Below are 13,954 nucleotides of genomic sequence, written 5' to 3' on the forward strand. Positions count from 1 at the left end.
TCGTTCAAATGTACTTGTAAAGCCGTCGTAGAACGACGGGGTTTCTAACCCACTTTTCTGATGAGACGTAAAAACCTGCTCTACCCTCCTCACGAAGTGGGGCGAAGCCCTCGCCAGCCCTTCTCCCATCCAGGGAGAAGGGAGAAAATTAGGCTCTTGCTCCCCTCTCGCCCTTGTGGGAGCAGGGTGGTTTCATACAAGAAAAGAATAGTACAGGCTCCTGATTCCTTCGTTGAGGCTCTCTCAAAATTGTGATTGCAGAAACCTAGGAATGAAACCACCCTGCCTCTCGCCCTTGTGGGAGGGCTGGGGAGACAGGGCAAATCATTTCTTTATTCAGCAATGCCTATTTTTGAACGGTGGTCGCCGATTGATTAAACAGCAGCGATCGAGACTTCTCAAGGTCCATCTGCTGAGTCTTAAACGCGTCGGCTTGCTCATAAGCGCGAATCGTCGCAGAGCGAGATTGAATGGCTTCAAACCAGCGTTTGAGGTGGGGGAAACCTTCTAATTTTTGCCCTTGGCGATCGTAAGGAACAATCCACGGATAGGCGGCGATATCGGCGATCGAATACTCACCTGCCACAAATTCACGATCGGCTAGTCGCTGATTCAGCACTGCATACAACCGTCCTGTCTCGTTGACGTATCGGTCGATCGCGTAAGGAATTTTTTCGGGTGCATATTGATTGAAGTGATGATTTTGTCCTGCCATTGGGCCTAACCCGCCCATCTGCCAAAACAACCATTGCAAGGCCTCTACCCGACCTCGCAGATCAGCAGGAATCAGCTTTCCGGTCTTTTCTGCGAGATAGAGTAAGATTGCTCCTGACTCAAACACCGAGATTGGATCGCCTCCTCCAGTAGGTTCGTGATCGACAATGGCTGGAATTCGATTGTTAGGCGAAATTTTGAGAAACTCAGGCTTAAACTGATCACCCGCTCCAATGTTGATTGGCACGATCGTATAAGGCAGTTCAGCCTCTTCTAAAAACATCGTGATTTTGTGACCGTTTGGCGTTGTCCAATAATAAAGCTCAATCATGTTAAGAGTCTCCTGCTGTAAGTTGAACAAATTTGTTTAAGCGAGTTGAAGCTCTTTGAGCGTTGGATAATCGGTATAACCTTGTTCACCTCCGCCATAAAACGTGTCGGGATTGGGTGGATTTAAAGGCGCGTTAAGCTTAAATCGCTCTGGTAAATCTGGGTTTGCAATAAACGCTTTGCCAAATGAGATCAGATCGGCATTGCCACTTGCGATCGCGGCATTGGCTTTTGCTTGGTCATAGTCCCAGTTTGCCATCAAATTGCCCTGGTAAATCGGACGAAAATAAGCAGTCGGAACGGCTTGTCCTCCGTGTCTCAAATCCGATTCGCTGGGTTCTAATAAGTGCAGATATGCCAGGTCAAAATGATTCAGTTGTTCAACTACATAGCCAAACGTGGCTTCGGGGTTTGAGTCAGACATACTGTTAAATGTGCTGCTGGGCGAGAGACGAATTCCGACCCGATTGTTTCCCCAAACTCCCACAACCGCTTCAGTGACTTCTAAATGTAACCGGGCACGGTTCTCGATCGAGCCACCATAATCATCGGTGCGTTTGTTTGCCCCATCTCGTAAAAATTGATCCAACAAATAGCCATTTGCCCCGTGAATTTCAACGCCATCAAAGCCCGCTTCTAGTGCGTTTTCCGCCCCCTGACGAAATTGTTCGACAATGCCAGAAATTTCATGCCGTTCTAAAGCGCGAGGAGTCTCATAAGGCTTCATGCCTTCGTAGGTGAGCAACTCGCCATCAATCGCGATCGCGCTGGGTGCAACGGGCAAGGCTCCACCAGGCTGAAATGAGGAGTGAGAACTTCTGCCAACGTGCCACAATTGCAGAAAAATTCGTCCGCCCTGTTGATGGACAGCCTCGGTGACAAGTTTCCAGCCAGCAATCTGCTCTGACGAGTGAATGCCGGGAGTCGCCGGGTAGCCCATCCCTTGCTGAGAAACCTGGCTGGCTTCGCTAATGATTAGCCCAGCCGATGCCCGTTGAGCATAATAATTGACGTTTAAAGCAGTGGGAACGTTTCCTGCCCCGGCACGGCAGCGAGTTAAGGGTGCCATAATGACGCGATTAGGAAGCGTATAATATCCTAGCTGAATTGGAGTGAAGAGATCCATAAAAACCTTGTAGGAGAGGGTGAATAGGCGTTAATGTTAGTGACTATGAATGAATGGGATCACGACGTAGGTTTGTTGTGATCTCAATCAGACTAGTAATCTAGCGGGTAGTCTAAAAAGGGTTTTCTAGCGTGTTTACTAGAGCTACTCTAAATTCCATCGTTCACTAGTTCGAGATTCTCGAATAATTAGACTATAGCGCTAGATTGTTTGGAATGCAACTATCTGAACGAGTAAGATTATGAAGTAAAAAACTACTCAGAAAAAATTTATCTATGTTTGCACAACTGCCAGAACGTCAAATGCACTGGGTTCGCTGGATACTGACGATCGGGTGGCTGCTTGTGATCGCCTCTCTGTTTTACGATCCCTGGACTGCGGCATTAACCGAGCCAGATCATCCTTGGAGTCCGCTGCGGATCTCTGGTGAGTGTGTGCAGGTGCAGGGCAACTGTTTGGTTGAACAGCCTTACCCATTAGGAGCTACCCTGTTTTGGGGCGCGATCGTTCCATCGGGAATCCTCATTTTGCTGGTGTTTGGACATGAACTGTGGCGGCGGATCTGTCCCCTATCATTTCTATCTCAAATTCCTCGCGCTTTGGGTTGGCAACGACAGTTCAAACGGGAAAATAAAAAAACTGGAAAGGTGCGCTACGAGTTGGCAAAAGTCAAATCTGATTCGTGGCTGGGCAGGAACTATTCATACGTGCAATTTGGCTGGCTGTTTGTAGGATTGTGTGGGCGAATTCTATTTTTCAATGCCGATCGTTTGATATTAGGGCTGTGGTTATTGTTCACGATCGCCGCCGCAATTGCAGTTGGATACTTTTATGGCGGTAAGTCGTGGTGCCAATACTTCTGCCCAATGGCACCTGTTCAGACAATTTTTAGTGAACCCAGGGGCTTGCTGGGGAGTAAGGCCCATGTGAGCGAACAACGGATTACTCAATCTATGTGCCGCACAGTGTTACCGGATGGCAACGAGCAAAGTGCTTGTGTTGCTTGTCAAAGTCCTTGTTTTGATATCGACTCTGAGAGAACCTACTGGGATGAATTGAACAAGCCCGAAGAATCGTTGATTCGATATGGCTACGTGGGTTTAGTAATTGGCTATTTTGTTTACTACTATCTATACGCGGGCAACTGGAATTATTACTTTTCGGGCATCTGGAATCGTGACCCCAATCAACTTGCAGCCCTGATGAATCCTGGACTATATGTGTTTGGGAATGTCATTAATATTCCTAAGTTGTTTGCTGTTCCATTGGTGCTAGGTGGATCTACAGCGATCGGGTATATCATTGGCAAATTCATTGAGAAACGCGCAAAATCCTATAGTCGTCAGCATCATGCAATGAATCCCGACACGGTTCGGCATCGGATTTTTGCCATTTGCACGTTCGGAATTTTTAACTTTTTTTTCTTCTTTGCAGGTCGTCCCCTACTCCGGTTAACGCCGCTGTGGGTGCAGTTTGGGTTTGATGTGAGCATTGTTTTCCTGAGTACCCTGTGGCTGCAACAAACTTGGCGACGCAATCCAGATCTCTATTCTCGTGAAAGTTTGGCAAGTCGATTCCGCAAACAGTTAGAGAAATTGCAGCTAGACGTTTCCCAGTTTTTAGAGGGTCGTTCTCTAGATGACCTCCACGCTAATGAAGTCTATGTGTTAGCAAAAGTGCTTCCCGGTTTCACTCGTGAAAAACGGCACGAGGCATACAAAGGAGTGGTGCGAGAAGCGTTAGAAGAAGGCTACGTCAACACTTCTAGTAGTTTGGAAGTGTTGCAACAAATGCGTCAAGAGTTGGGCATTCCTGATGATGAACATCGCGAAGTGCTAGAAGAATTGGGCATTGAAGACGCAGAGTTGCTCAACCCACACCACCAACGGACTTTAGAAAATCAGATCCGATTAAGCGGCTACCAAAAATCACTGGAGCGGTTGATGCGACTACAACAAAGACAGCCTGACTTGGCGACGTTTGATCCATCTCAACAAGATTCCGCTACAATTCGCTCTTTGCGCCGCGAGTATTCAATTACGCAACAAGAAGAAGACTGGATTTCGAGTGGGTTTGCTCCTGAGGTAGGCGAAGTTCAAAAAGCTGAAGTTCTGTTGGCTCGATTATCAGAATGGGTGGCTTGCGATCGTGCATTTAGTCATCTCACACTCCATGAACATCAAGCGGTGTTAACACTATTGAGAGAAAGCGTACAACGCAAACAAGAATTGATTGTGCGATCGCTTTTGGAAACGCTAACGACCCTACAAGACAACCCAAACGCGATTGCGATCGCTCAGTCTCTAAAGCAGCGATCGCCCCAACTTGTAGCAGACTATTTAAACCGTGAGCATTGGCAAAATCACCTACATCCAGAGATTGTTCAGTCTCTGACGCAACCCGAAGAACCCCTCACTAATTCTCTAGAATTCTCTACTCAAGAGACTTTGAGCTATTTAGAAATCCTGCTACAGCACTACAATCCTTTGGTTAAAGCGGCTGCGCTCTATTTGATTGCTCAACTCGATTCAGAACGTGTTCAGACAATTGCTCCCGAACTGCGCTACGAGTCACATCCACTCATACGAGAAACCGCAGAACAACTGCTATCCCTGCCGCCTTCACCGCCTCTAACGGCATTTCCAACGCTAGAGAAATTGGTGTATTTGTTTAACAGTGACTTCTTTCATCGCATCCAAACCGAAACTCTGATGGCTCTGGGCGATCGGGCTGAGGTGAAAACTTACTCAACAGGCGACGTAATCACAGAAGCAGGCGATACCTGTCGAGAATTGTTGCTGTTGCTCGAAGGCGATGCCAGCATTCACTATCAACTTGCAGATGGGGTTCGAGTTGAACGCCTCCATCCTGGACAAACGTTGGATGAGCTAGAGGTTTTAACCCACAGCAACTCAGAAAATACTATCATTGCGGATAGTGAAAAGACGCGCATTTTGGCAATCTCAGTCGATGCCTTTGATGATCTGCTTGACCATGACCCTGATTTTGCCCGACGAATTCTAGAACTCGAAAGTCAGCAACTTCAGCGGCTCGTAAAATCGGGACAGGGGCGCATCCAGGGAACCTAGCCGCTTTGGTTTCCAAGAACGGGTAACAAAGCAAGTTGTCAGTCAAATTTTTAGCGTCCAGTTATGGCTACAGCGATCGCATCTATGTTCAACCGTCAATGGAAAAGAACCCGTCTGCTGCGCCCATTCATTGCGTGCAGCATCGCGATACTCATTGTGTTGATGAATCCCGCGATCGCCCGATCGATCCCCCTGGGGCAATTGCCATCCTTGACGACCCCAAGCGGAACACAGCCCCTTCCCAACGGGGTCGAACGGCGAGGCACCCTAGAATCTACTGAGGTGCGCCTAGACGGGAAAGAATTGTTTAGAATTGCTTCTCCGGCTGTGCTCAATCGCAGCGAACCCGGTAGCCAGGTTCCCGTCGAAGTTCGCGCCACGCAGATAGAACGCAATCTGGAACAACTGGTCACTGGTAATGGATTGTCGGACAAGGAGGTGCTGAACCCCAACACATTCCAGGTTTTGAGCGAAACCGTGAATGGGCTGCCTGTTTTATCTGTCAAAGATGCCACCTTGTCTGAAGCAAAGGTTTTGCTAACAGTGACCGATACAGATGCTCAATATGCTTCAATCAGCAAAGACCTATTGGCAACCCGATGGAAAGAGATTCTAGAGCGAGAACTCCGGCAGGCGCTAGAACTACGCCAACCCGAAGCCTTGCAGCAACAAGTTTCTACAGTGATCAAAGTCTTGGTTGCAACCTTGCTATTGACGCTGGTGTTAGGGACGGCGTGGGCATTTTTTAGCCGACGCAGACAACAACTTGAGCAACACCAGGTAGCAGAGTCTGCAATGATTCACGCCCACGAGCTTCACATTCCAGAACTTGCTGTAGAACCATCGGATACAAATCAAGGGCTGCAACTGTTTCAAGGACTGCGCCATCATTTCAGCCTACAGCGACGACTGCAAATGGTTCAGTTTTTGCAATGGTTTCTGTTTTGGGCGATCGCCCTGATCTGGGTGGTTGGGGTTGCTTACAGTCTCAATGCCTTTCCCCAAACGCGCCAGTTTGCTAAAAAGGTTGTTACGATTCCTATTGTGATTTTGATCACCTGGTTTGTAACGGGGTTAACGAATCGGCTGACCGATTTGCTCGTTGATCAGTTCATCCAAAATCGGGAGCAGGAACAATCTTTGACTGAAGCGAATCTGCAACGGATCGCCACGATCGCCAACGTGGTCAAAGGGTTAAAAATGGTTGTGGTTTACATGGTCGCGATCCTTTGGGTGCTCCAATGGTTGAACTTAGTGCCAGGTTCGGTTCTGACGTTAGGGGCGTTGCTTGCACTGGCAGTTTCGTTCGCAGCACAAAGTCTGGTCAAAGATCTCGTCAATGGCTTCCTGATTTTGCTCGAAGATCAGTTTCGGATTGGAGACAATATCAGAGTTGCCGATATCTCTGGAATGGTGGAAAATCTGAACCTGCGGGTTACTCAGATTCGCAGTGACGAAGGTAATTTGATTACTCTACCCAATAGCTTAATCGCCAAGGTGGAAAACAGGTCACGCACTTGGGCCCGCACCGATTTTCGCATTGAAGTCGCTTATAACACTGATGTCGATCGCGCCCTCGCCGTAGTTCGCGAAACGGTCGATCGTATGGCACAAGATCCAGCATGGCAATCTGTGATCCTGGATACCCACGAATTGTTTGGGGTTGAGCAGATTTCCCATACTGGAATCGTGATCCGAATCTTGATTAAAACCGCTCCGCTCAAACAGTGGAACACTGCGCGAGAATTGCGTCGTCGTCTCAAAATTGACTTCGATCGCAACCACATCCAAATTGGCATTCCTCAACAAGTTGTCATGGAAAACGGTTTTAGCGAACCCAGCACTGTTGAGCGTTCACAAGCAGTTGAGTAGCGATAGCAATCCTATTTCAGTTGTCAGACTGGGATAGGCTTCTAGCCTGTACGGGCAAGATGCCCATCCCACCATTCATTTAGGACGGCTATCTCTCAAGCATCAAGGTAACCATTTTTACCTCTGCAAGGGGTTGAATTCCCTTGTGTGATAGAGTACGGGAGTGGTAATATCTTCTCGACCATCCGCAAGTCTCACCCGATCGATGATCATCGGGCAGAACGCTCTTTATTTCAAATTAGGCAAGGTTCGCCGGAGAGAGTTCGCAATGAAGATCCTTTTTATAGAAGACGATCAACCGACTAGTGAATTGATCTCCGCAACGCTCTCTGCTCATCGTTATGCTGTGGATACGATCGCAGATGGATCAGTCGGGCTAGAACTGGCAACCCAATGGAGTTACGACCTGATTCTCTTAGATGTTTTGATCCCCACGTTAAATGGAATTGAAGTTTGCCGTCGCCTCCGCGCTCAGGGCTGTCAAACTCCAATTTTGATGCTAACCACAAAAGACGCAGACGAAGATGTCATTGCCGGACTAGATGCGGGTGCCGATGACTATGTAGCCAAGTCTTGTGCCCCCTCTCAGCTACTAGCGCGAGTGCGAGCACTTTTGCGGCGTGGGGGAAATGCTGCATCGGCCCCCGTGTTGACCTGGGAACTACTTTGCCTTGATCCCGCTTTGGCTCAGGTTACTTACAATCACGAACCGATCGCCCTCCGACCCAAAGAATATAGCCTACTAGAACTATTTCTTCGCCCTCCTCAACGTATCCTCAGCCGCAGTAACATTATTGATCACCTGTGGTCGATGGAGGAAACTCCGGTTGAAGGTTCTGTCACCAATTTGATTAAAGACTTGCGACAACGGTTGAAGTCTTCAGGCATGGTGACTGACATGATTGAGACAGTATATGGGTTGGGATATCGGTTAAAAGCAGCACCAATAGAGGATAGGAAGACACTGGGGCGCAAGGATAAAGAGACAGCAAGAGATCAGGGAGAAATTGCCTCGCACCCAGTTTTGGCAGTAGATTGGGATCACGGGCAGGCTAGAGAGCAGCGGGGCGTGATGGCAATTCAGCAAATTGCCGAGCGATTTCACGTATCGCTAGAGCAGCGATTCACCGTGTTAGAAACAGCGGAGCGATCGTTGCAAGCAGGCAATTTTAGTTTGAAGCAACGCCAAGCCGCGCAAACAGAAGCGCACAAACTGGCAGGAGGGTTAGGAACGTTTGGCTATGTCAAAGCTTCGGAGGTCGCACAAGCCATTGAACGCTTGTTAGAAAACGAGTCGAGCCAGAAAACGCGATTAGCAGATCAGTTGTGTCAATTGCTGGAGGAGTTGAAGCACGAGTTAGCTAAACCGATAATGAGTGACGTATCGGGCTGCAACTTGGTTTGAGATACCGATTCAGTCTGATATAAGTTGTTTATTCTCTTAGCGTTAAGCATTCTTCATGCCGATCGCCCTGCCCCAAACCCTCCGCCGCTTGATAGCAAACGTCCCTCTGCATGAGGTACTAGTAGTTCCCTTTGTGTTGCAAACGGTGGCAGCGGTGGCACTAGTGGGTTACCTATCTTACCGGAGTGGACAAGAGTCTGTGGCTGATTTGGGGCAGCGATTAGTTGCAGAGACAAACGAGCGGGTGACACAAGAACTCAAGACCTATCTGCAAACACCCCTATTGATTAATCGGTTGAATGTCGATGCCGTCAATCAGGGGCAGATTGATCCCCAAGATGTTCCAGCCCTGGAAGCTGCTTTGTTTAATCGGTTGCAGCAATTTGATCAGGTATCGGCGGTTCTATTTGCTAATCCGCAAGGCACGTTTAGAGTGGTTGAACGATTGCCAGAGTTGCATTTGGTCGTTGCCGATCCCCCTCGTCCAGACAAAATGCTGGTTTACCGTCTAGACAACCAGGGCAAACGGGGGCAACTTGTCTACACTGAAAATGGTCTGGATATTCATGATCGCCCCTGGTATAAACGAGCCGTCAAAACGGGTCAGCCTGGATGGGCACCGATTTCTCAGTATGGTTCTTTGGAAGCGCTAACCTTAAACACCTCCCAACCTGTTTATGATCCCATCACGAAGCGCCTGTTGGGAGTTTTCACAGTCCATACTCAGCTAGATTATTTGAGTAAGGTTCTCCAGCGCTTGGATATCAGCCGCTTTGGTCGAGTCATGATCACCGATCAAGGCGGTGCCCTGATCGCCACGTCTCTACAAGAGAAACTCTATAAAGTCGGGGCTGGAACAGGCGTTCACAAACAGCTTAAGCAACTAACCCTTGATCAAAGTCGGGATGATTTGACGCGATCGCTAGGTGAATATTTGCGCGATCGCCCAGGCACGTTGAGATCTCTAGATAAACCCCAATACCTAGAATTTAGTTACAAAGGTGAACTGCAAAACGTCAAAATCACGCCCTTTCAAGATCAGTACGGGCTGAATTTGCAAGTTGTGACGGTAATTCCGAAGTCCCATTTCATGGCAGCCATTCAGGACAATACGTACATAACAGTTTTATTCTCTCTGCTGACTCTCGGCGCGGCGATCTCGCTGGGGCTGCTCACTGCCCACTATCTCACCGCCCGCTTTGCCCAATTAAATCGGGTTAGTCGAGAACTGGCAGCAGGCAATCTCAATCAACGCTTGCCCACCAATACCCCAATCTACGAGTTAAACAGTCTGGCGCAGACATTTAACCAAATGGCAGACCAACTGCAACAGTCTTTCGATCGCATCAAAACAGCCCTGGCAGAATCAGAGGAAAAATTCACCATCATCTTTCACTCCAGCCCTGACCTAATTGCCCTTTCAACGTTGGCAGAAGAACGCTGTGTAGAAGCCAACGAAAGCTTTTTGGATGTGCTGGAATATTCGCGTGAGGAGTTGATCGGGCAGCGGTTTCTGGATCTCGGAATTTGGGGCGACCTGGACGATCGTGCCCATTTCCACGAAGTGTTGCAGCAGAACGGTTGTGTCCGTAATCTGGAAGTGCATAGCCAGACTCGATCGGGACAAATTAAAACGGTACTGTTATCTGCCGAACTGATTGAAATCAACAGCGAAATCTATGTGCTGGGCATTGGCAGGGATATTAGCGATCGCAAACAAATTGAAGAACAACTGCATAAAACTGAACAATGGTTGCATCAATACAATCAACTATCACCGGGTAACATCTACACACTTGTGCAAGAACCGACGGGACATACCTGGTTTGAATACATGAGTTCAGCAGTAGAGATCATTCATGAAGTAGATGCAGAGCAAATTTTGCAAGATGCCAGCATATTATTGAATGCCATCCATCCTGATGATCAGGGCAGTTATCGGGATGCAGTGAGCGAGAGTATGCAAACCCTCAATCTATTTAGTCACCAGTGGCGCATTATTCCTCCGTCTGGTCAGATTAAATGGCTACAAGGCAATTCTCAACCTGAGCGGCGACAGAACGGTGCGACTGCTTGGCATGGAGTGGTCGTAGATATCACCGATCGCAAACAAGCAGAAGAGACGCTGAGACAGAGCGAAACCCTCAATCGCACCATTCTGAATGCCTTACCAGATTTAATCATTCGGATGCATCGAGATGGAACCTACTTAGACTTCAAGCCCACAAAGGCTTTTCCGATCGCCTTTCCAAATTTAAGAAGAGGGGAAAACATTCGCAATATTCTGCCACTCGAAGCGGCAGAACAGCGCCTGACCGCTGCGATCACAGCCTTGCAAACCGGAGAAATCCAGGTCTATGAGTTTCCACTCTGGGTTGAAGGACAGTATCTCTGGCAAGAAGCCAGGATTGTGCCGCTTGACACCGACGAAGTGCTAGTCGTGATTCGAGATTTGACCCAACGCAACCAGATAGAAGCCGCTTTGCAACTGAGCGAAGCCCGCTATCGCAGCATCATCGAAGATCAAACAGAGCTGATCTGCCGATATCAGCCAGATGGCACAATCACCTTTGTGAATGAAGCTTACTGTCGCTATTTTGGGCTAGACCCAGAAAAGGCGGTTGGGAGCCGTTATCAGCCTGTAATTTTTGCAGCAGACCAAGATCGGGTCGCTCAACTGATCAACTCTATGAGCTTAGAGAATCCTACAGTAACCATTGAAAATCGGGCTTTCTCTCATGGAGAAATTCGTTGGACTCAGTGGAACTGTCGAGCCATCTTCGATCAACAAGGGCGCTTCATTGAATACCATTCTGTTGGCTGGGATATCACCGAACGCAAACAAGCAGAAGCGGCTCTGCAAGCCAGTGAAAACCGCTTCCGGCAATTAGCAGAAACCGTGCAGGAGGGGTTTTTTGTTTTTGAAATAGCATCTTGTCACTACTCCTACGTGAATCCTGCCTATGAAGCCATTATTGGAACATCACCCCAATCTTCCGACCAAGGGATGTCTCATTGGCTGGACAATATTCACCCCGACGATCGCGATCGCATCCAAGAAAAGCTACAGCGAGAAAATCAAGGCGAAAACTTTAATGAAGAGTATCGTTTCATCTGCCCGAATGATGAAATACGCTGGCTGCAATCGCAAGCATTCCCTCTGCGAGACGAGTCTGGAGCCATTGTTCGAGTGGTGGGTACGGTAGAAGATATTAGCGATCGCAAACGGGCTGAGATTGCGCTGCAAGAAAGTCAAGCTCGTTTTCAGGAGATTGCTCAAACTGTCAACCAGGTAGTCTATGTGATATCTGTCACGACAGGACAGTATCTCTACATCAGTCCGTCTTACGAAAAACTATGGGGCTACTCCTGCGAGAGCCTTTATCAAAATCCAAGCTCCTGGCTCGATCGGATTCATCCTGAAGATTTAGAGTATGTTTTGTGGGGGTTCAATCAGTTACTCTCTGGCAACCAGGCGCGCCTCCAATACCGCATCGCTTGCTCAGATGGCGAAGTTCGGTGGATTGAGTCAGAATCTTTGGTTGTGCACGACGAGAACGGAAACCCTTTACGAGTTGTGGGGTTGGCAGAAGATATTACCGATCGCAAACAAGCCGAAGCCGAAATTCAGCAGCTTAACCAGCAACTGACCCGCCGGGTTAGCGAGCTACAAACCCTGTTTGAGGTGCTGCCCATTGGCGTAGCAATCGGGGAAGACCCAGAGTGCCGAGTCGCTCACGTCAATCCCTGCTTATCTGAACTGCTGAAAGTTCCTCTTGGCGAGAATGCTTCCCCCAGTGCATCGGCTGACGATCGTCCCGCTTATCGAGTCTATAGAGAGGGTCAAGAACTGTCTGCCGAAAACCTACCGATGCAGTATGCGGCAGCCCATAACGTTGAAGTGAGGGATGAAGTAGTTGACATTGTGCGTCTAGACGGAACCGTGGTTCAGTTGCTCTCTTATGCCTCTCCATTGCTCGATGAGCAGGGCAAAGTCAGAGGCGTGATTGGGGGGTTTGTAGACATTACCGAGCGCAAACAGACTGAAGCAGCGCTACGCGCCAGTGAAGAACTATTCCGTAATGCGTTTGACGATGCCCCGATCGGGGTTTCTCTGGTTTCATCGACAGGGCAGTTTCGGAAAGTGAATGCTTGCTATTGTGACATAGTTGGATATCCCGAAGCAGAGCTATTAGAACTGAATTTTCAGGATATTACGCATCCAGCAGATCTAGAGACAGATCTGGAGGGGTTTCGGCAAATGCTGTCAGGTGAGACCCCTTCTTTTCAAATAGAAAAACGATATATCACCAAACGAGGAACAATCGTGCCAGTGCTCGTCAATGCAGCACCCGTTCGAGATCACAATGGACAACTGCTCTACGTCGTGGCACACATTCAAGACATTCGCGATCGGCTGAAAATTGAACGCATGAAAAACGAGTTTGTTTCGATTATTAGCCACGAACTTCGCACGCCATTAACCTCGATTCGAGGTGCTCTCGGCATTTTGGGCACAGGTGTTTTCGACGATCGACCCGAAAAAGCCAAACACATGCTGCAAGTTGCGATTAATAACAGCGAGCGCCTCGTGCGTCTGGTCGATGATATTCTCAGTTTAGAACGGTTAGAGTCGGGCAAAGTTCAGCTTGCGATGGAGGGCTGCCAGTTGACTGACCTGATGCAACAGGCAGTCGATAGCATTCAATCGATCGCCGATCAGTCAGCCATTACCCTTTCGCTCACTTCCCTCTCGATCATCGTTCGGGTCGCCCCCGATGCCATTCTTCAAACCCTGATCAACCTGTTGAGCAATGCTATCAAGTTTTCATCTCCAGGCGATACAGTTTGGCTAAAGGCTGAAATGGAGAATGGAGAACGGAGGATGGGGAATGGGAAAACGATTTCTATCCCGACTCCCTACCTCCTTTTCTCGATCGCTGACCAAGGTCGTGGCATTCCGCCAGACAAACTCGAAATGATTTTTGAAGAGTTCCAGCAGGTAGATATGTCCGATTCTCGCGAAAAAGGGGGAACCGGATTGGGATTGGCGATTTGCAAAAAAATTGTGCAACAACACGGCGGACAAATTTGGGCAGAGAGCAGTTTGGGTAAAGAAAGCATCTTTTACTTCACGTTGCCTTTGACTGGGAACAATGAACACCCTATATGAATCTGAACAGCCCTCGCCAACCCTTCACCCCAAGGAGAAAGGAGCCAGAACTCTCTTGTTCCCTCTCCTTGGGGCTACTGTGTGTACACAAATTGTTTAAGCTCGGATTGGCTGGGGATTTGCCCCCTAAATCCCCATTCTGGGAGACTTTGACCCCAGACTCTCAGTTTCAAAGTCCCCCAATTTTAGGGGATTTAGGGGGCAGAAGCCGCTCACAACGAAGCGAAAGGACTTATGTATACACG

The 13,954-nt window shown here is 48.5% G+C and carries 6 protein-coding genes; 4 read left to right on the forward strand and 2 right to left on the reverse strand.

Annotated features, from left to right (window positions below; translation table 11 throughout):
* Positions 1–346 precede the first annotated feature (346 nt).
* Positions 347–1,045, reverse strand: a complete 699-nt coding sequence (locus C7B65_RS00710) for a glutathione binding-like protein (protein ID WP_073068995.1) — start codon at positions 1,043–1,045, stop codon at positions 347–349.
* Positions 1,046–1,081: 36 nt separating this feature from the next.
* Complete coding sequence (locus C7B65_RS00715; protein ID WP_073068996.1) at positions 1,082–2,170, reverse strand: alkene reductase; 1,089 nt, start codon at positions 2,168–2,170, stop codon at positions 1,082–1,084.
* A gap of 275 nt (positions 2,171–2,445) precedes the next feature.
* Here C7B65_RS00715 and C7B65_RS00720 point away from each other — a divergent pair, with 275 nt between their 5' ends.
* The 4 genes from C7B65_RS00720 (at position 2,446) to C7B65_RS00735 (ending at position 13,709) form a co-directional block, all read left to right on the forward strand.
* Positions 2,446–5,259, forward strand: coding sequence for a cyclic nucleotide-binding domain-containing protein (locus tag C7B65_RS00720; protein ID WP_073068997.1), 2,814 nt, complete (start codon positions 2,446–2,448; stop codon positions 5,257–5,259).
* Between the two features lie 63 nt (positions 5,260–5,322).
* Positions 5,323–7,131, forward strand: a complete 1,809-nt coding sequence (locus C7B65_RS00725) for a mechanosensitive ion channel family protein (RefSeq protein ID WP_073068998.1) — start codon at positions 5,323–5,325, stop codon at positions 7,129–7,131.
* Positions 7,132–7,399: 268 nt separating this feature from the next.
* Positions 7,400–8,536 carry a response regulator gene (locus tag C7B65_RS00730; RefSeq protein WP_073068999.1) on the forward strand — a complete coding sequence of 379 codons (1,137 nt, stop codon included), beginning with the start codon at positions 7,400–7,402 and terminating at the stop codon, positions 8,534–8,536.
* 55 nt (positions 8,537–8,591) lie between these two features.
* Positions 8,592–13,709 (forward strand): PAS domain S-box protein, encoded by a 5,118-nt coding sequence (locus C7B65_RS00735; protein ID WP_073069000.1) that lies wholly within the window; start codon positions 8,592–8,594, stop codon positions 13,707–13,709.
* The last annotated feature ends 245 nt before the right edge of the window (positions 13,710–13,954 follow it).

It is taken from the genome of Phormidesmis priestleyi ULC007 (genome assembly GCF_003003695.1).
Lineage (GTDB): Bacteria > Cyanobacteriota > Cyanobacteriia > Leptolyngbyales > Leptolyngbyaceae > Phormidesmis_A > Phormidesmis_A priestleyi_A.